We start from the raw sequence: 24,932 nt of genomic DNA on the forward strand, positions 1-24,932 counted from the left end.
CAGTGCCGAGCGGGCTTTCTGTGGCGAGCCCGCTCACCGTAACGGGCATGGAGATTGTTTTTTACCCAGGCTTTAGTGGGCAAACAACGAGTTGCCCTTCTGCCCCGCCAGCTTCTCGGGTTTGATCAGGAAACGCGCGAGTGCCGGCAGCAGCCACAGTGCACCGAACATGTTCCACAGCAGCATGAAGGTGAGCATCAGGCCCATGTCGGCCTGGAACTTGATGGCCGAGAAGATCCAGGTGCACACGCCGATGGCCAGGCACAAACCGGTGAACAGCACGGCTTTACCGGTGGACTTGAGGGTCTGGTAATAGGCTTCCTGCAACGGCAAACCTGCCCGCAGGAAGCTTTCCAGGCGGCTGTAGATGTAGATGCCGTAGTCCACGCCGATCCCCACGCCCAGGGCCACCACCGGCAAGGTCGCGACCTTGACGCCGATGCCCATGAACGCCATCAGCGCGTTGCCCAGCACCGAGGTCAGCACCAGCGGCAGCACGATGCACAGGGTCGCTGCCCAGGAACGGAAGGTGATCATGCACATGGTCGCCACGCACAGGTACACCAGGATCAGGATGGTCAGTTCCGACTCCTTGATCACCTCGTTGGTGGCCGCCTCGATCCCGGCGTTACCGGCGGCGAGGATGAATTCCAGGCCGTCCTTGTTGTTCTCCTTGGCGAAGTCCTGCACCGCATGCACCGCGCGGTCGAGGGTTTCGGCCTTGTGGTCGTTGAGGAACACCAGCACCGGCGCCAGTGAGCAATTGTTGTTGTACAGGCCATCGGCACGGGCGATGGAGTTGTTCAGCACGTCGGGGTTACGCGACAGGGTTTCCCACTTGAGGTTGCCCTCGTTCATGCCCTTGATCATCTGCTTGGACACGGTCACCAGCGAGATCGCCGACTGCACGCCTTCGGTGTTCTGCATTTTCCACATCAACTGGTCGATGGGCGCCATGGCTTCATAGCGCGAGCAGCCTTCGGCCTTGGTCTTGACCATCACCACCAGCACGTCGGAACTGGTGGAGTAGTTGCTGATGATGAAGTTGTTGTCCTTGTTGTAGCGCGAGTCGGGACGCAGTTCCGGGGCGCCCTGGTCGAGGTCGCCGATCTTCAGGTTCTGGCTGTACCAGAGGCCGCCGCCAAACGCCACCAGCGCCAGCAACACCGACACCGGCGCCACTTTGGCGCTGGCGAACTTCGACAGCAGGCGCCAGAACGGGTGTTCGCGGTGCGCGTCCTTTTTGCTCCGGGCAATGGCCCGCTTGCTGATGCCCGCATAAGAAATCGCCACCGGCAGCAGGATCAGGTTGGTGAACACAATTACCGCCACGCCGATGGACGCGCCAATGGCCAGTTCGCGGATCACGCCGATATCGATGATCAGCAGCGTGATAAAGCCCACTGCGTCCGCGAGGATCGCGATCATCCCCGGCAGGAACAGTTGCCGGAAAGTCCGCCGCGCGGCGGTCAGCGCGTTGTCTGCCTCGCTGGATTGCAGGGCGATACCGTTGATCTTCTGCACCCCGTGGGAAATCCCGATGGCGAAGATCAGGAACGGCACCAGCATCGAATACGGATCCAGCCCGAAGCCGAAGAAGTGCATCAGGCCGAGTTGCCAGACCACCGCCACCAGTGTGGTGCTCAACACCGCAATGGTGCTGCGCAGGCAGTTGGTGAACCACAGCAATAGAACCAGGGTGATGATGAACGCAACACCGAAGAACAGCACCACCATCACCAGGCCGTCGATCAGGTCACCGACCTTTTTGGCAAAGCCGACGATGTGGATTTTGACGTTGGGGTTCTGGGCTTCGAACTTGTCGCGGATCTTGTCTTCGAGCTCATGGGAAAACTTGCGGTAATCCAGGGCCAGCAACTTGCCCTGGTCCTGCGGGTCCGGGTAGGACTCCAGCAGCGGGATATCGACGATGCTCGATTTGAAATCGTTGGCCACCAGGCGCCCGACCTGGCCGGACTTGAGCACGTTGTTGCGCAGTTGATCGAGGCTTTGCGGCGAGCCGTTGTAGCTCTGCGGGATCACTTCACCGCCGGCAAAGCCTTCTTCGGTCACTTCGGTCCAGCGTACGCTGGGGCTCCACAGCGACTTGAGGCCCGAACGATCGACGCCGGAGATGTAGAACACCTCGTCGTTGATCTGCCTTAGGGTCTCCATGTATGACTGAGTGAAGATGTCACCGTCCTTGGCCTCCACCGAGATACGCACCGTGTTGCCCAGGTTGGCGAGGTCGTTGCGGTGTTCCATCATCTTTTCGATGAAGGGGTGCTTGAGCGGGATCATCTTTTCAAAGCTGGTGGACGGGCGAATCAACGTCGCCTGCCAGAACAGGAAAATGCTCACCAACAGGCAGATCACGATGACTGCCGGGCGGTTGTTGAAGATCAGGCGCTCAAGAAAGGTCGCTTTATCGTTGTGATGACTGCTCATGCGTTCCCCGCCTTCTTATTGTTGTGTCGGTTCGGCGCCAGTGGGTGTGGCGACGCGAACGCCACCCTGCCCGACCAGAATCAAGTTGCCATTGCCTGCCGCCGTGACGGCCGACAACGAAATGCGGTCCGGGCGATTGAACACGCTGAAGGTCTGGCCGTCGTCATGGCTGACCACCACGCTGCCGCCATTGCCGACGACAACGATGGCGCCGTCCTCGAGCAACGTCGCCCCCGACAAACCGAACTCCAATGCGCCGCGTGCGGCATTCAGTTCGACCTGTTCCCAGGTGCTGCCGAAATCCGTGGAACGGTAAAGGTTGCCGCGCAAGCCGTAGGCCAGCAGGGTTTGAGGTTGTGCGGTGCTGATCACGCCAAACAGCGAGCCCTCGTACGGGCCTTCGAGTTTTTCCCAGGTCTGGCCGTCGTCGCTGGAGCGGAACATGCTGCCCTGCTCGCCGACGATAAACAGGCCGGCGTCCTTGATCCGGGCAATAGCGTTGAGGTGGAACTGGTCTTCATTGTCGAGGCGGTCGCTGACGTCGTTCCAGGTCTTGCCGCCGTCGGTGGTCTCGATCAGCGCCCCGTAGGCGCCCACGGCCAGGCCGTGGCTGGCGTCGTTGAACCAGATGTCGAGCAGCGGGGATTCACGCTTGAGGTCCTGGTATTGCTGGGTCCAGGTGGCGCCGCCGTCGGTACTGGCGAGGATTTGCGCATCATGGCCAACCGCCCAGCCCTGCTTGTCATCGACGAAATACACCGCCGTGAGCAACTGCTGGGTGGGGACTTTGGCTTGGGTCCAGGTGTTGCCCTGGTCATCGGAATAGAGGATGTGCCCGCGATCACCGACCGCCACCAGGCGCTTGCCGGCGTGGACGACATCGATCATCAGGCCTTTGGCGGCCTTGGGGGATTCAATCGCAAAAGGGGTATCGCTGGCGGCCTGGACGACAGTCGGCAACGCGACAGTCCCAAACAGCGAGAGCGCTGCGGCCAGCAACGCAACCCTGCGTGCGGCGCGTGGGCGGCAAACAACCCAACCCATGACAGGCTCACTCATAGACCTTTCTCCCATTTATTATTGTTAGGTCGTCTCGCCTTCCCGGGCCCTGAAACCTGCAATCTAGAGCGCCTGGAGGAAGCAGGGGCCATCCTATCGGGCTTTCGAATCGTCTGACAATCGGTGCTACGTTATCTTTTGTTAACTGACGGCGTTTGGCCATGCCTGAATAGGAGGGTATTAGCCAGGCTGATTAATGAATTTTTATTCCATCTATTGAATTATTTGAATTTTTATTCCATTAATAGCCCTCCTGAAAACAATAATCCAAAGGACCACGGCTATGCGTGAACTCGGAATCGGCTTGATCGGCACAGGCTTCATGGGCCGCGCCCACGCCCTGGCATTCAACAATGCCCGGGCGGTATTTGAACTGCCGGTACACCTCAAGCTGGCCGCCCTGGCCGATGCCGACACCGAGCGCGCCCAGCGCTGTGCCACGGCCTGGGGGTTTGCCCAGGCCCACGGCGACTGGCAGGCGCTGATCGACGACCCCGCCGTGGATGTGGTGGCCATCACCACGCCGAACCACCTGCACTTTCCCATGGCGATGGCGGCCATTGCAGCGGGCAAGGCGGTGTACTGCGAAAAACCCCTGGCGGTCAGTCTGGAGCAGGCCGATGCCATGCGCCAAGCCGCCCGCAAAGCCGGGGTGGTGACGCGGGTCGGCTACAACTACCAGCACAACCCGATGATCGGCCTGGCGCGGCAACTGATTGCCGAGGGTGACCTCGGCGACATCATCAGCTTCCAGGGCGAGTTCAGTGAAGACTTCATGGCCGACCCGGCGTCACCGTGGTCGTGGCGTTGTGAAGTGGGGCACGCCGGTGGCGCCCTGGCGGACCTGGGCAGCCACTTGCTGGCAATGGCGCGTTACCTGGTGGGCGATGTGACCGGCGTATGCGCCGACACCCAGACCGTCCACGCCCAACGCCCGGCCGTCAACGGCAGCGCCGAGCAGAAAGCCATCGCGGTGGATGACCAGGTGCACGCCCTGCTGCGCTTCGCCAACGGTGCGCGCGGTACGGTGAGCAGCAGTTGGCTCAAGCATGGTTACAAGAACCACCTGAGTTTCGAGATCAGCGGCACCAAGGGCACGTTGGCGTTCGATCAGGAGCGCTTGAATGAACTGCGCCTGTGCCGTGCCGGCCAGGACGGTTTCCAGCGTTTGCTGGCCGGCCCTGCCCTGCCCGGCTACGCGGCGTTCAGCCCGGCGGCGGGGCATCAGCTGGGGTACAACGAGCTGAAGACCCTGGAGGTGCAGGAGTTGATCATGGCCGTGACGGGGCAAGGCGCGGATGGCACCGACTTTGAAGCCGCGTGGGAAGTGGAGCGGTTGGCGACGGCGATTCGTGTGGCTGCCCAGGAAGAACGCTGGGTCAACGTGAACTCGCTCTGAACATGTAGGAGGGAGGCCCCACTACCTCTGTGGCGAGCGGGCTTGTCCCGCGTTGGCGTGCGAAGCGCCCCTGATGAAGACGAATGCGGTGTATCAGGCACTCCACTGCGGCTGGTTTTGGGGCTGCTCCGCAGCCCAACGCGGGACAAGCCCGCTCGCCACAGGGAGATTTGTCAGGGTCTGAAAAGTTGTGTAGATACCCATGCCGCCGATGGCGGAGCGTCAACCATCTACACAACGTTGTAGCAGCCAACGGTAACCACGATGCGAAGCGAGCCGCTCTTGATCTTGCTTTTGATCTTGATCTCAGGCGCCCCGTTAACCACGCTGGCCGGAATCCGATAGTGATTTGGGGGGTAAACCGGCAGGGATGCCGGTTTCGCCGCCCCGCGCCATGGATGGCGCGTGGCGGCGGCCCCCAAATCACTGTCGGATTACGGGCACACCGAGCCTAGGCGAGGTGCCGAGTGGTGGGGCGAAGCGTTTTTGGTTACTTTTGGCGCTCTTCCAAAAGTGACCCGCTGTAAGAGCGGAACCCTAAGTGGCCGTTACCGCAGCAACGGATATGTACTCATTCCAACCCCAGCACATGGTCGGCCCAGAGGCCGCCATCGGGAGCAAGCCCCCTCCCACATTTAGATCGCGTACACACATTTAAATCAGCGCAAGGCTCGGCGCAGTACTTTACCCACAGTGGTCTTGGGCAACTCGGTAGTGCGAAACTCCACATACCTGGGCACCTTGTAACCCGTCAGGTATTCCCGGCAATGGGCGAGGATCTGCTCCTGGGTCAGGTTCGGGTCCTTGCGCACCACGATGATCTTGACCTTTTCCCCCGTCACGCCATCTTCCACCCCAATGGCCGCCACTTCACCGACGCCCGGGTGCAGCGCCACCACGTCTTCGATTTCATTGGGGTACACGTTGAAGCCTGAGACCAGGATCATGTCTTTCTTGCGGTCCACCAGGCGGATAAAGCCGCGTTCATCCATCACGCCGATGTCACCGGTCGACAACCAGCCTTCGGCGTCGAGCACTTCGGCGGTTTCCTTCGGCCGCTTCCAGTAGCCCTGCATCACCTGTGGGCCGCGCACTTGCAGTTCGCCCTGCTCGCCGATATCGGCCAGTTCGCCGTCTTCCCGCATAAACCGCACCCAGGTCGACGGCAGCGGGACGCCGATGCTGCCGGTGAATTCCATTTCGCGCATGCGCGCAATGTCGATCGGGCTGATGCTCACCACCGGCGAGCATTCGGTGAGGCCGTAGCCTTCGATGATCGGCAGCCCGGTGACTTCCTTCCAGCGCTTGGCCACCGCCGTGTGCGTGGCCATGCCGCCGGCAATCACCATGCGCAGGTCGGAGAAGTCCCGCGCACAGAACTCTTTGTTCTCCAGCAGGCCGTTGAACAGCGTATTGACCCCGGCGATGCCATTGAAGCGCTCCTTGCGCAGGATCATCTGCACCCGCTTCACATCCCTGGGGTTGGCGATGAGTATGTTGCGCCCACCCAGGCACATGAACATCAGGCAATTCACCGTCAGCGAAAAGATGTGGTACAGCGGCAGCAGGGTGACGTTGGTTTCCTGTTTGTCCTGGTCCAACTGGTCGCCGACCCAGGCCTTGGCCTGCAACAGGTTGGCGATGATGTTGCGATGGCTGAGCATCACACCCTTGGCGTCCCCCGTGGTGCCGCCGGTGTATTGCAGGAAGGCCAGGTCGTCGAGGTGCATGTCCACCGGGAAGTGGTTGAGCGCGCGGCCCTGTTTCAGCACCTGGTTGAAACGCACCGAGCCCCTCAGGTTGAAGGCCGGCACCTGCTTTTGAACGCGGCGCAGGATGAAGTTCATCGCCGCGCCCTTGAAGGTGCCAAGCAAGTCGCCAATGGCGGCCACCACCACGCGCTTGACGCTGCTGCCGGCAATGACTTTTTCCAGGGTGTGGGCGAAGTTTTCGAAGATCACCACGGTTTCGGCGCCGCTGTCCTTGAGCAGATGCTTGAGCTCGTGGGAGGTGTACAACGGGTTGACGTTGACCACCACCGCGCCGGCCAGGATGGTGCCCAGCAGGCAGATCGGGTACTGCAAGCAGTTGGGCATCATCAGCGCCACGCGGTCGCCCTTCTTCACGCCCTGGCCCTGCAGCCAGGCGGCAAACGCAATGCCTTGCACCTGCCAGTCGGCGTAGGTCATTTCGGTGCCGATGCTGACGTAGGCCACCCGCTCGCGAAATTTCTCCAGGTGTTCCAGGAACACCTCGCGCAGCGACGGGTAGTCCTCGATAGCGGCATCGATGTCTGCCGGGACGCCGGGCAGGTAAGCGTTCAACCACACCCGTTCGGCGTGTTCCAGGCTGATAGCGTTCATGGCAGTCTCCTTGTTGTTGTTTTTGTTGGCGCTACTTTTCGACGATGGCGGTAATGCCCAGCCCGCCCGCCGCGCAGATGGATATCAGGCCGCGACCGCCGCCCCGCTCGTGAATGGCCTTGGCCAGGGCCGCCAATTGCCGGCCACCGGTGGCGGCAAACGGGTGACCGCAGCCGAGGGAGCCGCCGTTGACGTTCATTTTGGCGCGGTCGATGGCCCCCAGTGGCGCGTCCAGGCCGAGCCGTTCGCGGCAGTAATCGGCGTCTTCCCAGGCCTTGAGCGTGCACAGCACCTGGGCGGCAAACGCTTCGTGGATCTCGAAGAAATCGAAGTCGGCGAAACTCAACCCTTCGCGCTTGAGCATGCGCGGTACCGCATAGGCCGGGGCCATCAACAGGCCTTCGCTGCCGTCGACAAAACTCACCGCCGCTGTCTCGCCCGTGCGCAGGTAGGCCAACACCGGCCAGCCATTGGCGGTCGCCCACTCTTCGCTGGCCAACAGCACCACCGAAGCGCCATCCGTCAGTGGCGTGGAGTTGCCCGCCGTGAGGGTGCCGTTCTGGCGATCGTAGGCCGGGGACAGCCCGGCGAGTTTCTCCAGGCTGGCGTCGGCGCGCAGGTTGTTGTCCCGCGCCAGGCCGCGATGGGGGCTGATCAGGTCGTCGAAGAAACCGCGCTGATACGCGGCATCCAGGCGCTGGTGGCTGGTGAGGGTCAGCTCATCCTGGGCCAGGCGCTTGATCTGCCAACGCTGGGCCATTGCCTCGCAATGCTCGCCCATGGACAAGCCGGTGCGCGGCTCGCCATTGCGCGGCAACAGCGGCTTGAACAACATCGACGGGCGCACCTTCAGCAGCGCCTTCAACGTGTCGCCCATGCCCTTGGCGCGGTTGGCCGCGAGCAAGGTGTGGCGCAGGGACTCATTGATGCCGATGGGCGCGTCGGAGGTGGTGTCGGCGCCACCGGCGATGCCCACCTCGATCTGGCCGAGGGCGATTTTGTTCGCCACCAGCAAGGCTGCTTCCAGGCCGGTGCCGCAGGCTTGCTGCACATCGTAGGCCGGGGTCTGCGGGGACAAGGTGGTCGACAACAGCGACTCGCGCGCCAGGTTGAAATCCCGCGAATGCTTGATCACCGCGCCGGCGGCAAACTCGCCCAGGCGCTGGCCGTGCAGGTTGTAACGGTCGACCAGGCCCTGCAGCGCCGCCACCAGCAGGTCCTGGTTGCTGTCGTGGGCGTACACCGTGTTGGAACGGGCAAACGGGATGCGGTTGCCGCCGATAATCGCCACGCGGCGGGTCGGGGCCGGATTGAAGCTGTAGTCACTCATGTAGGGCTCTCATTCCAGACAAATAGCCCGCGCATATGCGGTTTGTCGCCGGCGAAATTGCGCACTTCGAATTCGCGGCGCGGGCCGCTCACGGGGTGTTGCCACAGGGCGACCTGGCCGGGCAAAAAGATCGGTAGCTTGAAGTCGCAATGGGCTTGGGCCTGATCCAGGCCACCGGGCGGTTGTTGAGCGGCCAATGCGCGGCCCAGGGTCCACATGCCATGGGCGATGGCGCGGCGAAAGCCGAAGAGCCTGGCGCCGATCAGTGAGGTGTGGATCGGGTTGAAGTCCCCCGAGACCTTGGCGAAGCGCCGCCCCAGATTGGCCGGCAACACCCAGCGCTGCGTACGCAACAGGCCTTCCTCCTGCAAGGCCAGCGCGTCCTCCCACGGCTCGCCGACGGGACTTTTGACCTCGCGGCGCAGGTACAGGCTGTCGCTTTCCCACACCAGGGTGCCGCTGCTGTAGGCGCGGGTGGCGATGCTCAGCGCCTGGCCCTTGGCATGGGCCACCCAGCGTTCACAAAAGACGTCCAGGCGCAGCGCCTGGCCTTCCCGCAGCCGCTGGTGCTGCCGGATGCGGTTGGCCAGGTGCACCATGCCGCTGGCCGGGTACGGAAAACTCGGACGGGTCAGCAGCATCAGGTGCAGGGGGAACGCCAGCACATGGGGGTAAGACAACGGCACACCCTGCTCGCGGCGAAAACCACAGGCACGGCCATAGGCGGCGATACCGGCGGCGGACAACTCCACCGCCGAGCGCACCAGGCGCTCCTTGGGCAACAGCGGGGCGCCGTCGAACTTGGGCTTGCGCAAGCCACGCACGCCGTCCAGCAACAGGCGCGTGCGTGATGGCGGTGGGTCGATGATCTGCGTCACGTAGTCCATGGCTCAGGCTCCCAGCAGGCTTTGGCCGCACACGCGCACGACCTGGCCGTTGACCCCGCCGGACGCAGGATGCGCCAGCCAGGCAATGGTTTCGGCCACATCGATCGGCTGCCCGCCTTGGGACATCGAGTTCATGCGCCGCCCCGCCTCGCGAATCATCAGCGGGATTTTTGCGGTCATCTGGGTCTCGATAAACCCCGGCGCTACGGCATTCACCGTGACCTGTGCCGCCGCCGCATGCGGCGCCAGGCCTTGCACCAGGCCAATCACGCCGGCCTTGGAGGTGGCGTAGTTGCTTTGCCCGAGGTTGCCGGCAATGCCGGAGATCGACGACACGCACACGATGCGCCCACCGGGGTTAAGGCCCTGGCATTCCAACAGGGCGTTGCTCAGGTTCAACGGTGCGTCGAGGTTGACCGCCAACACGCTGCGCCAGGCCGCCTCCGTCATCTTGGCGATGGTCTTGTCTCGGGTGATCCCGGCGTTGTGCACCACCACGTCGAAGGCGCCGTATTGGCTGACGTGGGCTTGAAGCTGTGCAGCGGCGTCCGCCGCCGTGATGTCCAATGGCAGCGCCGAACCGTCCACACTGGCGGCCGCCTGTTGCAGCGATGCCTGGGCCTGGGGCACGTCCACGCAGACCACATGGGCGCCGTCGCGGGCGAGTACCTGGGCAATTGCCAGGCCGATGCCACGGGAAGCCCCGGTCACCAGCGCGCGTCGGCCGGCGAAGGGTTTGTCCCAATTGACGCTGACATGACCATCCACGGTTTTTTCCAGGCGCACCACCTGCCCGGAGACGTAGGCCGAACGGCGCGACAGGAAGAAACGCAAGCTGCTGTCCAGCGCATCTTCCGCACCCGGCGCCACGTACAACAACTGCACGGTGATCGCCCGGCGCAGCTCCTTGGCCAGCGAGCGCACCAGCCCTTCGAGGGCACGCTGGGCGATGGCCTGGGGCACGTTCGCGCAGTGTTCGGGCGCCGTGCCCAACACCACCACCCGACCGTGCTGGCCAAGGCGTTTGGCGTTGGCGTGGAAGAATTCGTACAGCTCATCCAACTGTTTCAGGTCGACCACAGCGCTGGCATCGAACACTGCGCCCTGCACCTTGACCGTGGACGGCGCCTTGAGCGTCGCCGGGGTGGCGGTGACCGTGTCGGTGGCGCTGAACACCTGTTGCACCTGCGCAACCATGCGCCCTGCCCCGGCGACAATCACCGGGTTGGCCAGGCCTGGCTGGCCGCTGCGATGGCGCTGCAACGGCACGGGCTGAGGCAAGCCCACCGCCTGGGCCAGGCGACGGCCCCAGGGGGAATTGACGAACGATAGGTAGCTGTCACTCATATCCGCATTCACTCACAACACATTCTGACCTTGTAAACCCGATCCAATGTGGGAGGGGGCTTGCTCCCGATAGCGGTGGTTCAACCAATGAGTCGGTGACTGATGGATTGCTATCGGGAGCAAGCCCCCTCCCACATTGACCGCGTTTGTCCTAGTTGACCGAGGCGTTTTCGCTTTGGCTGCTGCGGCGCTTGGGCGCCGGTTCCAACGCCTGCTTGCGCTGCTGCAACGCCTCCAGCAAACCGAAGTCCTGGGGGAAGTCATCCACCTGGATAGCGTGGTCGGCGTATTCCACATAGCGCGCCAGCAAGGCGTCTTCGTCGTCGCTGATCAGGTCCAGCGCCCGCGCCTTGACGCGCCAGACGGTAAACGCGGTGGTGGAGATCGGCATTGGTTCGAGCAGGCCTTGCTTGATGGCCGGCTTGAGTCGGGCGTCGATCAACTCCACCTGCGGCAACAGGCGGAAGCCCAGTTCGCCATAGGCCAGCTTGTCGATTTCCGGGCGCGGAATGTAGGAATTGGCCAGCAGGCGGTCGCGGGTTTCGCCGGGGGTCTGCACCACATCAGCCACCTGGGCCAGCAGGTTGTCCGAGGGTTTGCGCAGCGGAATACCGAACGGGAACGTCAAGCCTCGCAGCACCGCAGCCGCCGCCGTGGAGGGGTAGTTATCCAGCACTTCGGCGAGGGCTTCATGGGCACGCAGCAACGCGTCCTGTGCCGCCCAATGCACCAGCGGCAGGTCTGCCTGGGGCCGGCCGTCGTCCTCAAAGCGCTTGAGCACGCAGGACAGGATGTACAGCTGCGACAGAATATCGCCCAAACGCCCGGTGATACTTTCCTTGCGCTTGAGGGCACCGCCCAGCACGCCCATGGAAATATCCGAGACCAGCGCCAACACCACCGACAGACGATTGGCCTGGCGATAGTAGGTTGCCAGAGCCGGGTCGGTCTTGGCCGGTGCGGAAATCAGCCGCCCGCCGGTCAGAGAATGCACCGCCGCGCGTACGGTGTTGGCCAGCACAAAGCTCACATGACCGAACATCGCGCTGTCGAATTCCTCCAGCGCCTTGCGCCGGTCCGGGTTGCGGGCGGCTTCCATTTCGCGGAATACATAGGGATGGCAGCGGATCAAGCCCTGGCCATAGATGATCAGGCAGCGCGTCATGATGTTCGCGCCTTCCACCGTAATGGCGATGGGGCTTTGCTGGTAGGCGCGGGCGAGGAAGTTATTGGGGCCCATGCAGATGCCCTTGCCGGCAACAATGTCCATGCCGTCGTTGACGATCATCCGCGCGCGTTCGGTGACGTGGTATTTGGCGATGGCCGAGATCACCGAGGGTTTCTCACCCGCATCCAGGGACGCCACCGAGACCTTGCGCACCGCATCGCAGGCATACAGGTGCCCGGCCATGCGCGCCAGGGGCGCCTGCACCCCTTCGAACTTGCCGATGGGCAAGCCGAACTGTTTGCGCATCGCCGCATAGGCCGTGGTACCGCGCACCGCGACCTTGCCCAGGCCGACGTTGGCCGACGGCAGGGAAATCGCGCGGCCGGCGGCCAGGCATTCCATCAACATGCGCCAGCCATTGCCCACTTGCTCGCGGCCACCGATTACCCATTCCAGCGGGATGAACACATCCTTGCCGGTGGTCGGACCGTTCTGGAACACCGCGTTGAGCGGCCAGTGGCGACGGCCGCTGTTCACGCCGGGATGGGAGGTAGGAATCAGGGCGCAGGTGATGCCGAGCGAACCTTTCGGCCCCAGCAAACCGTCCGGGTCTTCGGCACGAAACGCCAGGCCAAGCACCGTGGCGATCGGCCCCAGGGTGATATAGCGCTTGTCCCAGGTCACGCGAAAGCCCAGCACTTCCTGGCCTTCATGGGTGCCTTTGCAGACGATGCCCAGATCGGGAATCGCCCCGGCATCGGAGCCGGCATACGGGCTGGTCAGGGCAAAGCACGGGATGTCTTCGCCCCGGGCCAAACGCGGCAGGTAGTAATTGCGCTGGGCGTCGGTGCCGTAGTGCAACAGCAACTCGGCCGGGCCCAGGGAGTTGGGCACCATCACCGAAATCGCCGCCGCCGAGCAGCGCGTCGAGAGCTTCATCACCACCTGCGAGTGCGCATAGTGGGAGAAGCCTTTGCCGCCGTACTGCTTGGGAATGATCATGCCGAGAAAGCCGGCATCCTTGGTGTACTGCCAGCCTTCGGGGGACATGTCCTGCCAGACCTGGGTAGTTTCCCAGTCGTTGGCGATGTCGCACAGGGTTTCCACTTCATTGTCGAGGAAGGCTTGTTCCTCGGCGCTGAGGCTCGCCGGGGCGGCTTGCAGCAGGCGCTGCCAGTTAGGTTTGCCGCTGAACAGTTCAGCGTCCCACCACACCGTGCCGGACTCGATGGCGGCGCGTTCGGTGTCGGACATCGCCGGCATGATCGTGCGAAACAGGCCGAGGGCCTTGCTGGTCAACAACGTGCGGCGCAGCGGTTTAATGGTCATCAGCAAAGCCGGTAACACCACCAGCACCGCCGCGACGGTGGCGCCGAACGCCGCCACCACGTTGAACAGGTAACCAATCGCCAACCAGACCAGGCCAGCGCCCAACCACAGGGTGGCGGCAGCTTGTCGATACGCCAGGGCAATCGCGGCTGCGACACCCACCAATAACCAGATAACCATGGGGATACCTCTACTCGATTCAGGGCGTGGTTTACGTGCGAAAGGTCGGATCGACCTACGGCGTAAAGCCACACTACAAACTTGGAAAGCCAAATTCAAATTTTGTTTTGAAATTTTTATTTAATGCTTGGGCGAAAAAATAGCGGCTGAATGAATCAGCCTGGGAACGCCAATACTCAAGGAACTGTCGACGTGGAATGAGGGTGAAGGCATCAAGATGCGCTTGGTGCCTTTTCCATCACCCTCTATGAAACATCAGAACGCGTAGGTGGCCGACACGCTCACCACATCGCCTGACGACTCCGCCTTGCCATTCAGGCTTGCGCCACCCAGGCGATCGACGTTTTGAGTCTTGAGCTTGACCTCTTGCACGAACTGGTGGGAATAGGCCAAGTCAAGACTGAGGCCTTTGATTGCTTTCACATCGTAACCAGCCCCCAACGACAGGAATGTACGGTCGCCATCCGGGATTCGCGGGTCGCGGGTCGAATTGCGTGTAGGTGTCTGGTCAAGGGCTACACCTGCACGCAAGGTCAACTCATCGGTCAAGCGGTAGTCTCCGCCGAGGGAGTACATCCAGGTGTTCTTGTAGTTGTAGGGAATGGACACAATGGTGGTGCCACCGGACTCGAGTGTCAGGTCTTTGAAAGAGGACCACTCAGTCCAGGTCACACTGGCCCCCAGGGTGAAGCGATCGTTGAACTGGTGCACCCAGTCCAGGCCAGCCGTGGCAGGAATGTCCAGTTGGACACTGGCATGGGCGCCGTCCGGCGCCAGCTCTAACCCTGGATAAGCGGTATTCACCAACGTACCGCTACCGCCAAACGGGCTTGGCTGGGTCATCAGGTTGTAGGAAAACTGATCGGCGTAAATATTGTATTTGCCGGTCATCTTGTTCTTGATCTTGGCGTGGTAATTCAAGCCAAGGGTATCTCGTTCCGTGGGTTTCCAAACAATGCCGGTAAACCAGCCCGCTGAAATGTTGTCGACCTTCACACGCATCAAGGCACTGCCGACATCAGACGGAAAATTGATCCCCCCCAGCACGGAATCGGACACCGCGGCGGCAGACAACAAGTCCACGTTTTGGCTGACGAAGCCCTTGCTGTGTTGCACGATCACGCCACCGCCGATAGAGAATTGGTCATTCACCTTAAAGGACAGGGATCCGGTCAACCCTACGGTTTCAATTTTGGTGTCCACCGCAAAGTCGCGCAGTTTCGAGTCCTGATCCCAAGTGGAGCGCATACCTTGCGGCACAACCTGGCTCAGGCCGAAAGCGAACCGATCCCCCAGGGGCATGACCATGAAACCGGTTGGCAACCAGGCAGTGAACCCGCCTTGACCACCGTCGTTGTTATTCACCGTAGTCGCTGCAACGTCGGGAAACCCATTGGCGTCCAAGGGCGTATTGGAAATCGGGTTGCCTGCATAATCAGAGGCGTCACCTTTGTACTTGATCTTGATGCGGGCATAGTCGACGGTAAATTGCGCCACGTTGTGTTCGACAAACGCCATGGCCGCCGGGTTGTTGTACGCGGAACTGGGATCGTTCTTGAACAACGAACCACCGGCAAATGCCCGGCCCCAACCGGGTGCGCCGTAGGTCGGTGTTGAAAAACCGCCGGCCTGTGCGGGCGCATTCACCATCGCCCCGCCTATCAGTGCCAGCCCCAACAAAACCTGCACGTGTTGTTTCTTATTATTCATGCGGCACTCCTTATTGTTATTTCTCTGAGCCGGCCCCGCCGGTTCGTTTTGCTTCCGGCAGTTCACAAACTGGCGCCCGATCGAGGCGCCAGTCTTTCAACAGGTGATCAGCCCGGTGTGTCCGTTGCCCATCAAGGCACGATGGTAAATGTCGGGCTTGGGGTAACGCTGAGGCTCACCACGGTGCAGCTGCCGCTCAGGGTCTGGTTGGAGGCGGTCAGCACACCACCGCTGTAGCCCACGGTAATGGTGGACGGACCGCAATTTGACGCCGGGTACAGAACCGACGCGGCGATGGTGTAACCAACGTTGCTGACCGAGCCCGCAGCGGCACCGGTGGCGGTCAAGGTCCATGGCAGACCGGTGATTTTCGGCAGCGCACAAAGACCACCGCCGGTCACCGCCACGCCAGTGATTTTTGCGACACCGCTGGCATCGACGTTCCCGGTAAAAGTTGCGCCGCAGTTAACAGTGGCCTGGAACGAGGATGGTGACTTCACCGAAATGGTGCCTGGCGCAGTGAAGCTCGAGTTCACCGGGGTGATGCTATAGGCATTGGCCATCGAAGCAGCGCCCATGCAAACAGCCAAAGCAGACAACGACACGAGGGTTTTCAAGCTTTTCATTGTTTTTCCTCACATGTAATGGCGAGTCATTCGCCAGGGGGTAATGGCCATGAACGAGAGGTCACGGTGAAACTGCAGAACTTCCCTTTCCAGCCAAATTTCAATTCAATTACCGCAGCACGTTATTCAACAACTTTGAAGTTCGGCGGCATCTTGATCGACACCGTCTTGATCTTGCAGTCTTCGCCAATCGGTACATTGGCGGCTTCCAACTTACCGGTGGCGTTATCCCAGGTGCCATCGGCGGTGGAAGGCCCACACTTGCCGCCCAGGCCGAAGGCATGAACATCGACGCTGATCTTCGACATGGAACCGCTCCTGGTATCTTTGGCGACCAGAATCCACGGCAAGTTGATGGCTTCGACGCGGCTGCATTTGAGGCCGCCGTCGAATTCGACTTGGTCGACATTGACCGAGGAACCGTCCGCAGCGACCTTGCCGGCCACCTTGATGGTGCAATCGGCGCTGATCAGCGCGCCCTTGGAGAAGCTGATCGGGCCTTGGGCGGTAAACGCGCTGCCGGCCGGTTCGATACGTGCGGCCTGGGCCTGGTGATAGGCGATCAAGCCCAGCGCGGCGAATACGATATGGGTGGTGAACTTGGCAGGTGTTTGCATGGTGTACGTCCTTCCCTTTAATTATTTTTGTTCGGGTCAAAGCACTTTCTCTGGGCGATAAAATCCTGCGCGGCAATCAGGCCCCGAGCACACAACAAAAACTAAGTGTTATTTCAGATCAAAACGGCTTGGCACTGCCGCTGTACTTTTCCAGGTACTTCAAACGCTGTGAAGGTTGAAGATTGGTCAGGGTGATATCCCCGGCATAGTGATTAAGGACTCGATGGTCCATGCGTCGTCGCCACAAGTACGGCACATACGCCCAGACAATCATGCTCGCGTAGCCATAAGGCAGCTGTGGCGATTCATCAAAGTGACGCAACGACTGATAACTACGGGTGGGGTTGGCATGGTGATCGGAATGCCGCTGCAACTGGAACAGAAAGATATTGGTGACAATCCGATTACTGTTCCAGGAGTGCCGAGGCGAACACCGCTCATAACGACCGTTGGGCAACTTCTGGCGTTTAAGGCCGTAGTGCTCCACATAGTTCACCACTTCCAGCAACGAGAAGCCGTAGACGGCCTGGATAACCAGGAACGGAATCACCGTTGCCCCCAGCCAGGCAATCATCGCGCCCCACAACACCACGCTGTACATCCAGGCACTGAGTACAGCGTTTTTCCAATGCCAGGCCGGCAGGCCGAGTTTGCGCAGGCGCTCGCGTTCCAGGTTCCAGGCCGAATGTGCGCTGAACCACACCGAGCGCGGCAGGAAGGCCCAGAAACTTTCACCCAGCCGCGAGCTGGCCGGGTCTTCCGGCGTCGCGACGCGCACGTGATGACCACGGTTGTGTTCGGTGTAGAAGTGCCCGTAGAAAGTCGGCGCCAGGGTGACCTTGGCCAGGAACACTTCCAGGGCATTGGGCTTGTGCCCCAGTTCATGGGCCGTGTTGATGGCGATGCCGGTGGCGGCGCCGGTCGACATGGCCATGCCCAGGTAGGTGAACCAGCTCGGTTCGCCATGCAGTTGCGTACGGTCGGTGATGTAACCGGCGGCGTGGACCAGCCAGCTGGAAGGCTCAAGGTTGGCGGTGGCATGCAACAGGCCGCCCTGGATGATCCAGTCGATGCCGCCGGCGGCCAGCCATCCGGTAATCACTACCGACGAGATGACGAACAGCACACCGGTGTAGACGATCCAGCGATAGTAGCTTTGGGATTCAAGGTGGTTGACGGCAGATTCGGGCGGGTTGCTGACGTCTTCGCCGAGCAGGCCGTCGATCAGGGGGATCAGGCCAAAGATCACCAGTACACCGACCCACCACAGTTGTTGAATGCCGGTGGTAATGGCGAGTGCGCCGGACAACAGAGGGGTAGCCAACGGCATGATGCCCAACCACCACAGGTGGCGCTTGCCGTCGGTCCAAACGCTTGGCGCTGCCAGAGTCTGGTTCATGGCAGCCTCCGTGGCAGGCAGGCGGAAAACAGGTTCAGGGAGCACTGGGTGCCCCGGGAAATCAACCATGCGATAAAAGACGTTTTTTTCATTTTTATTCGCTCTTAGGCATTTCAAAAATCATTTCAAAATAAATATTGAAATATTTTTTTAAATAAATAACGCGGAATCGTTAGGTCGTCAACTACTTTTTCTAAGCCTTTTTGGCGTGACCGAGCAGTCTCTTTTTCAGCCGTCTGGTCAGGTCTCTAGGGCAAGCATTTGCGACGTTTGACCCCACGATGAGGGCCACGATTATTTGTTCGCCAAGGCAAAGGGCGGATGCAGGACCGTGGCCGTTTCCACAGGGCGCACGCGCTTGGCCACGTGCAGCACGGCCTCGACCACCCGCGCCGTGGCGGTGATCGGCAGCATATGGCCGCGCCCTTCCACCACTTGCAACTTGAGGCCTGGCACTTTGTCGGCGAGGGCCTGGCCATGGGTGCGAAAGTCCAGCACCTTGTCCCGCGCGCCATAGATAAGGCCGATGGGCAGGGTCAGTTGCGGGTAGCGCTTGACCATCCCGGGCAGGCAGTCGTTGACCAACGCAATCTCGCTGGAGGCGGCGTAAAAGTTGTCGGGGCGCATCCCCAGCAAGCCGCCACCCTGGGTGGCAAAGTCCGCGGGAGCGGCGTCCGGCGCAAACACGCCCTTGACCACGGAACGTCGGGTCAACAAGCCCATGGGCACGGTGAGGGTGTTGGCCACAAAGCGTCGCAACCAGGCCGGTCGTACCGCCAGCGACCAGAACACCAGCGGCAACGTGGGCTGGGGATGGGTCAACGGTGCCACCAGTACCAGGCCCGATACCGTCTCGGGATGATCGAGGGCCAGGGCCAGGGAAATCGCGCCGCCGAGGGAATGCCCCAGCACCACAGGCTTGTCCAGGCCAAGCTGGTTGATGAAGGCCGCGACTTGCCGCGCCTGGGCCGGCAAGTCCGCAGCGGTACCTTTATGCCGCGTGGAATAACCCGACCCGGGTCGGTCGAGGGTGATCACCCGAAAGTGCTCACGCAACTGGCCGGACAAGGCATAGGTCAGGTTGCGACTGCTGCCCATCAGCCCGTGAATCATCACCAGGGGTGGGCCCTTGCCCTCTTCCACATAATGAAAGCGCTCGCCATCCACCTCTACGAAGCGCCCGTTGATTGGAACAGCGGCTTCGATGCGCCGTGTCATCCAGGCGCTGAAACCCCATAGCACCGCACTCGCACCCGCCGCAGCGGCAACCCACTCCACAGCCATAGCTCGGTCCTCAGCTTCCCTGTTGCCGGCGACCTGACCGGAATTGATCAAGGCCTCGGCCAACGTCCACACCCTGGACCTGACGGCGTGCGTACCACGCTCGTCCGTCGGACAAGTCGCACACAAGGCACAAGTTCCTAGCGTAGGCGCTATTTTCAGGTAGATTATTTAAAATCTTTTTTTAAAATAATTAATTCAATTTTTCTTTGCAATGGTGTTCTATCTAAAAGACAAAACAAAAACAGGAGCACATCCGATGCCCACGAAGGTCCGCCTATGAATGCCCACAGTGATTCCATCGACATCGCCATCATCGGCTCTGGCTTTGCCGGCCTGTGCATGGCCATCAAGCTCAAGGAAGCGGGGTTCACCCACTTTTTTATCGCCGAGCAGGCCGATACCCTCGGCGGCACCTGGCGGGACAACCATTACCCAGGTTGCGCCTGCGATGTGCAGTCCCATGTGTATTCGTTTTCCTTTGCGCCCAACCCGGACTGGACTCGGCAGTTCGCGCCGCAAGCAGAAATCCGCGCCTACCTGGAACACTGCGCTGCGCGCTTCGGGTTGGCGCCGTACCTGCGCTTCGGCATGGGTCTTGAGCGCGCGGTGTTCGACGACCAGCAACAGCGCTGGCAGTTGAACTTCAGCGATGGTCGCCAGGTAAGCGCGCGGGTGCTGATATCCGGGATGGGCGGGCTGTCGCGTCCGGCGTTGCCGGACATACCGGGGCTGGAGAACTTCAAGGGCAAGCGTTTCCACTCCCAGCAGTGGGATCACGCGTACGCCTTGAAAGGCAAGCGCGTGGCGGTGATCGGCACCGGTGCCAGTGCCATTCAATTCGTGCCGCAGATCGCGCCGCAGGTGGCCCACCTGGACCTGTTCCAACGTACCCCGCCGTGGATCATGCCCAAGCCCGACCGAGCCATTTCGTCCTTCGAACGTTGGATGTTCAAGCACCTGCCTTTCACCCAGCGCCTGGTGCGCGCTGCCTTTTACTGGGCCCTGGAAGGCCGCGTGGTGGGCTTTTCCCTGCACCCGCGCCTGATGAAAATGGTACAGAAAATCGCCATACGCCACCTGCACAAACAGGTGGCCCGCCCTTCCCTGCGCAAGGCCCTGACGCCGGACTACACCATCGGCTGCAAGCGCGTGCTGATCTCCAATGACTACTACCCGGCGCTGTCGCGCAGCAATGTCGAGGTGGTCACCGAGCCGGTGCTGCGCATCGAAGCCGACGGCGTGATCACCGCCGACGGCCTCAAGCATCCGGCTGATTGCCTGATCTTCGGCACCGGCTTCCAGGCCACCGACCCGCTGCCCCGCGACTGCATCATCGGTCGCGACGGCGTGGACCTGATGGACACCTGGCGCGACGGTGCACACGCCTATAAGGGCACCACAGTGCCGGGCTATCCCAACCTGTTTCTGATCATCGGGCCCAACACCGGCCTGGGCCATAACTCGATGATTCTGATGATCGAGGCGCAGGTGACCTACATCCTCGACGCGCTCAGGCAGATGCAGCGCCATCGCATCGCCACGGTGGACGTCAAACCGACAGTGGAACAGGCCTATAACCGTCAATTGCAAGACAAACTCAAGCGCACCATCTGGAACACCGGCGGTTGCCAGAGCTGGTACCTGGACCCACGTACCGGCAAGAACACCACCCTGTGGCCCGCTTCAACATGGCGCTTCAAGCGGGTCACCCGGCAGTTTTCACTCAAGGACTATGTGGTCGACCTGTTGCCCCTCAACACCCCGCTCCGTCCGGCAGCGGCGCCCCACTCCAGCGCAGAAGGCAGCCTCTCATGAAGTCATTCAACGGCCGCGTGGCGGCGATTACCGGCGCGGCGTCCGGCATGGGCCGCGCATTGGCCCTGGCACTCGCGCGCGAAGGTTGCCACCTGGCACTGGCGGACAAAAACGCCCAGGGCCTGGAGCAAACTCTGGCACTGATCAAAACTTCAACCCTGGCGCCGGTGACGATCACCACCCAGGTGCTGGATGTTGCCGACCGCCAGGCCATGGAGGCTTGGGCGGCGCGCTGCGTGGCCGAGCATGGCCAGGTCAACCTGGTGTTCAACAACGCAGGCGTGGCCCTGTCGAGTACCGTCGAAGGCGTGGACTACGCCGACCTGGAATGGATCGTCGGCATCAATTTCTGGGGCGTGGTCCATGGCACCAAGGCGTTCCTGCCACACCTCAAGGCCAGCGGCGAAGGCCATGTGATCAACACGTCCAGTGTATTCGGCCTGTTTGCCCAGCCTGGCATGAGCGGTTACAACGCGACCAAATTCGCCGTGCGCGGCTTTACCGAAGCCCTGCGCCAGGAGCTGGACCTGCAACGCTGCGGCGTCTCGGCCACCTGCGTACACCCCGGCGGCATTCGCACCGATATCTGTCGCAGCAGCCGCATCGACGCGAACATGACCGGCTTCCTGATCCACAGCGAACAGCAGGCCCGTGCCGACTTCGAAAAACTCTTCATCACCGACGCCGACCAGGCCGCCAAGGTGATCCTGCAAGGCGTACGCAAAAACAAACGTCGTGTGCTGATTGGCCGCGACGCGTATTTCCTCGACCTGCTCGCCCGTTGCCTGCCGGCGGCCTATCAAGCGCTGGTGGTGCTCGCCAGCAAGCGCATGGCCCCCAAGCAACGCAGGCCAGTGTTTGAAACCAACGACGAGCCCCGTCTCTGAACAGGAGCACGAATTATGTTGCCGATCCGCCGCGACCTCCATTTTGCCCTGCCCGCCGAGCGCATCACCGACTGGCACGAACAGGGTCCGTTCATCACGCATTTCTTCAATGCCTTGTCGCTGCTGTTCCCCCAGGGCGAGCTGTTTTTCATGGACAGCGTGCGCCACTACCGCCAACGCATCGACGACCCGGAGCTAAAGAAACAGATCCAGGGATTTATCGGCCAGGAGGCCATGCACAGCCGCGAACATGTGGCCTACAACGACCTGATGCAAGCAGCCGGACTTCCGGCGCACACCCTGGACCGTCGGCTGAAGTTCATCCTCGATCTGCAGAAGAAACACTTCGCGCCGTCGTTCAACCTGGCGATCACCATTGCCCTTGAGCACTACACGGCGATGCTCGCGGAGATCCTGCTGAGCGATCCGTCACGCTTTGGCGATTCGCTCAAGGGTTACCAACAGATGTGGTATTGGCACGCCCTGGAAGAAACCGAACACAAAGCCGTGGCATTTGATGTGTGGAATACGGTGATCGAGCCTGGGCCCAAACGCTACCTGCTGCGCACGGGCGCCATGCTCACCACCACAGTGTTTTTTTGGCTGGTGGTGCTGGATTTTCATGTGCGCCTGTTGATTGCCGACCGCAAGGCGGGTGGGCACCTCAAAGGCTTCTGGCGCATGTTGAAATTTCTTTATGGTTCCAAAGGAGTTTTCCCACGCATGCTGCGGCCGTGGTTGCACTACTTCAAACCCGGCTTTCACCCCTGGGATCACGACAACCGTGCACGCCTGACAGGTATCGATAGCTTGGTCGAGGAGATCGAACAGACCCAGCGCGGCTACTAGACCTGCGCCATGGCCGCACGCTCGCGCACAAAACCTTCCAACTGATCGCCCGGCAGCGCCTTGCTGAAATACCAGCCCTGAATGATCAGCTCGGCGCCGGTGTTCAAGAAGGCCAACTGCTCGGCGGTCTCCACGCCCTCCACCACCACGCCCAGGTTCAGCGCTTCGCAGAAACGCAGCATGCCAGTCAGGACCTGGGCGCCCTTGGGATCGTGCTGCGCCACCACGAAACTGCGATCGATCTTGATGAAGTCCACCGGGAACTGGTGCAGGTAACTCAAGGCCGAAAACCCGGTGCCGAAATCATCGATATAGACCTTGGCGCCGATGGCCTGCAATTTCTGGATATTCTGCCGCGTGGCCGGGATGTCACTGACCAGCGCGTCTTCGGTGATCTCCACCGACACCTGGCCATGGGCCTGGGCGAGGATCTCCACCAGGCGTTCGCCGTGGGCGGCGTCGGTCAGGGTGGCGCTGGAGATATTGATGGTCATCGGCAGAGCAAAGCCGAGCTTCTGCCATTTCTGGTACTGGCGAATCGCCTGGGATGCCACCCACACATCCACGTCCGGCATCAACCGAGCCTGGGCCAGCCACTGCAGGAACTCCCACGGTGAATGCACCGTGCCCTGCGCATCGCGGGCGCGCATCAGCGCTTCGCAGCCCGTACACAGGCCGGTGCGGGTCGAGACCTGCGGCTGGTATTCAAGATAGAACTCATAATCGCTGATCTGCTGGATGCGGCTCAGTTCATTGGCCTGGCGCGCCACGGTCTTGTGGGAGGCCAGGACCGGGTCCAGTTCGCGCAGCCGGCCTTTTTCTTCCAGGCCGCGGAAGGTCATATCCAGAGACTTGAGGTACACCGTGCCACCTTCGGCCACCTGGCGATGAATCGCGCGCACATAGGGTGCGTACACCAGCGTGCCCAAGCCCAATAACGCCAGTTGCAGCGCTACCGCCGCCAGGTCGCCGTGGGTACTGAGGTAGGCATTAAGCAGTACCGGCGCAGTGAACGGTACACTGGCTACCGCCGGCGACACCCACCCCATCTGCACCACCGTCAACGCCACCATGGCGTTGACGGCGGGCACTAACAGAAACGGTATGAACAAGCGCGGGTTGAGAATGATCGGCAAGCCGAACAGCAGCACCTCGCTGACGTTGAATAGCGAGAGCGGCAAACTCGCCACCGCCAGCAGACGCATGGACTGGCTCTTGGAAAACAGCAGGATCGCCAGCAGCAGGCACAACGCACCGCCCGAGCCGCCGATAAAAGCAAAGCTGCCCAGCAGGCCGCTGTTCAACACATACCTGATCGGCTCGCCCGCCGCCGACGCCGCGTTATTGAGCACCACGGCTTGGTCCAGCACATCAAACAGTGGTTGCATGGCGTAGACGCCGTGGATCCCGAAAAACCACAGCAATGAGTTCATCAGGGTCACGAACAAACCGCTGCCATAGGGCGACTCCAGAGCATCCAGCACCTGAGGCCCCTGGAGCTGCGCCACAGACGGAACCTGCAACAGCGAGGACAGCACCACCACCAGCAACAGGGCCGTGATGAGGCCTGGCACCACCATATTGATCGTGCCCCTGAGGTTGTGCCCCACCAGGTCCTCGTTGACCAGGCGGGTCCAACGGAAACGGTGCAGCCAGGCAATGGCCGGCACATTGAGCAACGGCGAGGCGATAGCAATGAACAGTACGAACGTCGCCGAGGCTCGGGGGTATTCGCGCAGTATGAACGTCGCCACCACCACATGGGCCAGGCACAGGAATGCCACCGGCAACTGTGGCAGGCGGTGCTGGATAGCCAGCATGTAACCGATGGAGGCGGCAACCAGCAGCGGGATCACTGAGCTGATCTGGTTGTGCAACCCGGCCAGGAATGTCACTACCTGTGGGTCGAAGCCCAGCACTCGGGCGCATTCGGACAGGATCAGAAACCCTGCCGACACCAGCAGGCACGGCAGGATCCACAGCAGCCCTTCACGGATGGCACGCAACGACTCGGTGCTGGCCAAAGCCGCCAGGCGCTGAGTAAGGAAAAGTTTGAATAGCGTTTGCGCCATGCCCCATCCCTCTGCCCATCGCTCTCTGCCCCCAGGGGCAGGCCCAAAACCCCTGTAACGCTACACGCCCTGATGCCGTGAGCGAAAGACTTTTGCCACACTACCGGTCATTATTCCAAATCAATTTAGGCCCTTGTGGACGATTGGCGCCCCGACGCCGAGA

General features: G+C 61.4%; 17 protein-coding genes. 4 read left to right on the forward strand and 13 right to left on the reverse strand.

Going from position 1 to position 24,932, the window contains the following annotated elements:
* Positions 1 to 72 precede the first annotated feature (72 nt).
* Together HDC32_RS03405 and HDC32_RS03410 are read right to left on the reverse strand one after the other, a co-directional pair.
* Entirely contained in the window at positions 73 to 2,448 is a 2,376-nt protein-coding gene (locus tag HDC32_RS03405) for an RND family transporter (protein WP_184742511.1), read from the reverse strand.
* 15 nt (positions 2,449 to 2,463) lie between these two features.
* Positions 2,464 to 3,492, reverse strand: a complete 1,029-nt coding sequence (locus tag HDC32_RS03410; protein ID WP_178116777.1) for a YCF48-related protein — start codon at positions 3,490 to 3,492, stop codon at positions 2,464 to 2,466.
* Between the two features lie 298 nt (positions 3,493 to 3,790).
* On the opposite strand from HDC32_RS03410, the gene HDC32_RS03415 reads away from it, so the two are divergent.
* A complete protein-coding gene (locus tag HDC32_RS03415) occupies positions 3,791 to 4,906 on the forward strand; it encodes a Gfo/Idh/MocA family protein (protein WP_145337546.1) in 1,116 nt (371 codons plus the stop codon).
* A gap of 659 nt (positions 4,907 to 5,565) precedes the next feature.
* On the opposite strand, the gene HDC32_RS03420 is transcribed toward HDC32_RS03415, so the two are convergent.
* The 10 genes from HDC32_RS03420 to HDC32_RS03465 all read right to left on the reverse strand — a co-directional run bounded on the left by HDC32_RS03420 (position 5,566) and on the right by HDC32_RS03465 (position 19,146).
* The gene (locus tag HDC32_RS03420; RefSeq protein WP_167655824.1) at positions 5,566 to 7,269 is read right to left on the reverse strand and encodes an AMP-binding protein; all 1,704 of its coding nucleotides are present in this window, start codon (positions 7,267 to 7,269) and stop codon (positions 5,566 to 5,568) included.
* Positions 7,270 to 7,300: 31 nt separating this feature from the next.
* A complete protein-coding gene (locus HDC32_RS03425) occupies positions 7,301 to 8,599 on the reverse strand; it encodes an acetyl-CoA C-acetyltransferase (protein WP_145337543.1) in 1,299 nt (432 codons plus the stop codon).
* Complete coding sequence (locus HDC32_RS03430; protein ID WP_145337542.1) at positions 8,596 to 9,486, reverse strand: MaoC/PaaZ C-terminal domain-containing protein; 891 nt, start codon at positions 9,484 to 9,486, stop codon at positions 8,596 to 8,598. The genes HDC32_RS03425 and HDC32_RS03430 overlap by 4 nt, the downstream gene beginning before the upstream one ends.
* Positions 9,487 to 9,489: 3 nt before the next feature.
* Positions 9,490 to 10,833, reverse strand: coding sequence for a 3-oxoacyl-ACP reductase (locus tag HDC32_RS03435; RefSeq protein WP_184742513.1), 1,344 nt, complete (start codon positions 10,831 to 10,833; stop codon positions 9,490 to 9,492).
* A 151-nt stretch (positions 10,834 to 10,984) separates the two neighbouring features.
* Positions 10,985 to 13,510 (reverse strand): acyl-CoA dehydrogenase, encoded by a 2,526-nt coding sequence (locus HDC32_RS03440; RefSeq protein ID WP_184742515.1) that lies wholly within the window; start codon positions 13,508 to 13,510, stop codon positions 10,985 to 10,987.
* A gap of 255 nt (positions 13,511 to 13,765) precedes the next feature.
* The gene (locus tag HDC32_RS03445; RefSeq protein ID WP_131699328.1) at positions 13,766 to 15,220 is read right to left on the reverse strand and encodes an outer membrane protein transport protein; all 1,455 of its coding nucleotides are present in this window, start codon (positions 15,218 to 15,220) and stop codon (positions 13,766 to 13,768) included.
* A gap of 131 nt (positions 15,221 to 15,351) precedes the next feature.
* Positions 15,352 to 15,846, reverse strand: a complete 495-nt coding sequence (gene praB / locus HDC32_RS03450; RefSeq protein WP_027608591.1) for an alkane oxidation protein activator PraB — start codon at positions 15,844 to 15,846, stop codon at positions 15,352 to 15,354.
* 122 nt (positions 15,847 to 15,968) lie between these two features.
* The gene (gene praA, locus HDC32_RS03455) at positions 15,969 to 16,463 is read right to left on the reverse strand and encodes an alkane oxidation protein activator PraA (RefSeq protein WP_145337539.1); all 495 of its coding nucleotides are present in this window, start codon (positions 16,461 to 16,463) and stop codon (positions 15,969 to 15,971) included.
* A gap of 118 nt (positions 16,464 to 16,581) precedes the next feature.
* The gene (locus HDC32_RS03460; protein ID WP_184742517.1) at positions 16,582 to 17,862 is read right to left on the reverse strand and encodes an alkane 1-monooxygenase; all 1,281 of its coding nucleotides are present in this window, start codon (positions 17,860 to 17,862) and stop codon (positions 16,582 to 16,584) included.
* A gap of 294 nt (positions 17,863 to 18,156) precedes the next feature.
* Positions 18,157 to 19,146: an alpha/beta fold hydrolase gene (locus HDC32_RS03465; protein ID WP_237683125.1), complete on the reverse strand. Its 990-nt coding sequence runs from the start codon at positions 19,144 to 19,146 to the stop codon at positions 18,157 to 18,159.
* Positions 19,147 to 19,422: 276 nt separating this feature from the next.
* Between HDC32_RS03465 and HDC32_RS03470 the strand changes: the two genes are divergently transcribed.
* Genes HDC32_RS03470 through HDC32_RS03480 form a run of 3 tightly spaced genes read left to right on the forward strand, consistent with a single transcriptional unit; the run spans position 19,423 to position 22,697 of the window.
* Positions 19,423 to 20,961: an NAD(P)/FAD-dependent oxidoreductase gene (locus HDC32_RS03470; protein ID WP_184742519.1), complete on the forward strand. Its 1,539-nt coding sequence runs from the start codon at positions 19,423 to 19,425 to the stop codon at positions 20,959 to 20,961.
* A complete protein-coding gene (locus HDC32_RS03475; RefSeq protein ID WP_131699323.1) occupies positions 20,958 to 21,848 on the forward strand; it encodes an SDR family oxidoreductase in 891 nt (296 codons plus the stop codon). The genes HDC32_RS03470 and HDC32_RS03475 overlap by 4 nt, the downstream gene beginning before the upstream one ends.
* A 15-nt stretch (positions 21,849 to 21,863) precedes the next feature.
* Entirely contained in the window at positions 21,864 to 22,697 is an 834-nt protein-coding gene (locus HDC32_RS03480) for a metal-dependent hydrolase (protein WP_184742521.1), read from the forward strand.
* Here HDC32_RS03480 and HDC32_RS03485 read toward each other — a convergent pair.
* A complete protein-coding gene (locus HDC32_RS03485; RefSeq protein ID WP_131699321.1) occupies positions 22,694 to 24,769 on the reverse strand; it encodes an EAL domain-containing protein in 2,076 nt (691 codons plus the stop codon). The genes HDC32_RS03480 and HDC32_RS03485 overlap by 4 nt on opposite strands.
* Positions 24,770 to 24,932: the final 163 nt, after the last annotated feature.

It is taken from the genome of Pseudomonas sp. JAI120 (assembly GCF_014207255.1).
Lineage (GTDB): Bacteria > Pseudomonadota > Gammaproteobacteria > Pseudomonadales > Pseudomonadaceae > Aquipseudomonas.

Excerpts from the sequence above, each read along its gene's own strand:
- HDC32_RS03405 (WP_184742511.1), bottom strand. The coding sequence starts at position 2,448 with ATGAGCAGTCATCACAACGATAAAGCGACCTTTCTTGAGCGCCTGATC.
- HDC32_RS03410 (WP_178116777.1), bottom strand. The coding sequence starts at position 3,492 with ATGGGTTGGGTTGTTTGCCGCCCACGCGCCGCACGCAGGGTTGCGTTG.
- HDC32_RS03415 (WP_145337546.1), top strand. The coding sequence starts at position 3,791 with ATGCGTGAACTCGGAATCGGCTTGATCGGCACAGGCTTCATGGGCCGC.
- HDC32_RS03420 (WP_167655824.1), bottom strand. The coding sequence starts at position 7,269 with ATGAACGCTATCAGCCTGGAACACGCCGAACGGGTGTGGTTGAACGCT.
- HDC32_RS03425 (WP_145337543.1), bottom strand. The coding sequence starts at position 8,599 with ATGAGTGACTACAGCTTCAATCCGGCCCCGACCCGCCGCGTGGCGATT.
- HDC32_RS03430 (WP_145337542.1), bottom strand. The coding sequence starts at position 9,486 with ATGGACTACGTGACGCAGATCATCGACCCACCGCCATCACGCACGCGC.
- HDC32_RS03435 (WP_184742513.1), bottom strand. The coding sequence starts at position 10,833 with ATGAGTGACAGCTACCTATCGTTCGTCAATTCCCCCTGGGGCCGTCGC.
- HDC32_RS03440 (WP_184742515.1), bottom strand. The coding sequence starts at position 13,510 with ATGGTTATCTGGTTATTGGTGGGTGTCGCAGCCGCGATTGCCCTGGCG.
- HDC32_RS03445 (WP_131699328.1), bottom strand. The coding sequence starts at position 15,220 with ATGAATAATAAGAAACAACACGTGCAGGTTTTGTTGGGGCTGGCACTG.
- praB (WP_027608591.1), bottom strand. The coding sequence starts at position 15,846 with ATGAAAAGCTTGAAAACCCTCGTGTCGTTGTCTGCTTTGGCTGTTTGC.
- praA (WP_145337539.1), bottom strand. The coding sequence starts at position 16,463 with ATGCAAACACCTGCCAAGTTCACCACCCATATCGTATTCGCCGCGCTG.
- HDC32_RS03460 (WP_184742517.1), bottom strand. The coding sequence starts at position 17,862 with ATGAACCAGACTCTGGCAGCGCCAAGCGTTTGGACCGACGGCAAGCGC.
- HDC32_RS03465 (WP_237683125.1), bottom strand. The coding sequence starts at position 19,146 with ATGGCTGTGGAGTGGGTTGCCGCTGCGGCGGGTGCGAGTGCGGTGCTA.
- HDC32_RS03470 (WP_184742519.1), top strand. The coding sequence starts at position 19,423 with ATGAATGCCCACAGTGATTCCATCGACATCGCCATCATCGGCTCTGGC.
- HDC32_RS03475 (WP_131699323.1), top strand. The coding sequence starts at position 20,958 with ATGAAGTCATTCAACGGCCGCGTGGCGGCGATTACCGGCGCGGCGTCC.
- HDC32_RS03480 (WP_184742521.1), top strand. The coding sequence starts at position 21,864 with ATGTTGCCGATCCGCCGCGACCTCCATTTTGCCCTGCCCGCCGAGCGC.
- HDC32_RS03485 (WP_131699321.1), bottom strand. The coding sequence starts at position 24,769 with ATGGCGCAAACGCTATTCAAACTTTTCCTTACTCAGCGCCTGGCGGCT.